1 protein-coding gene is annotated in these 351 nt (G+C 42.5%); it reads right to left on the reverse strand.

Going from position 1 to position 351, the window contains the following annotated elements:
* On the reverse strand, nucleotides 1-332 hold a 332-nt coding region (locus Q5762_RS37495; protein ID WP_315896785.1), incomplete at its 3' end, for a hypothetical protein.
* Nucleotides 333-351: the final 19 nt, after the last annotated feature.

Genomic DNA, 351 nt, shown 5'->3' on the forward strand with positions numbered 1-351 from the left:
GTGCGAGGTATGGCAGCGTTAAAATAATAAGCAAAGGATGTTAATGCTAATGAAGACAGCAAGGCACCAGCGAAAATCACCACCAGCGCATGGAAGGTTAAAAAGCGCAGCACCGCGCGATAAAGCCCTAAACGAGTAAAGACTACTAAGGTGACAACCACAGTACCAAGTAAAGTCAATGTGGTTAAAGATGAAGGGGGTATAACTACCTCACCTAATCTCGCCCATAGCGCAGCAAAAAAAGACACGGTGATTAACAAGGTGTCAATTGCTAAGCTAATTAAACGTTTATAAGCTCTGGGTAAGGACCAAAGGTAAGCCAACTTGTCCATAAATACTGATCACTTTTAT

The organism is Streptomyces sp. P9(2023) (assembly GCF_032436795.1).
Lineage (GTDB): Bacteria > Actinomycetota > Actinomycetes > Streptomycetales > Streptomycetaceae > Streptomyces.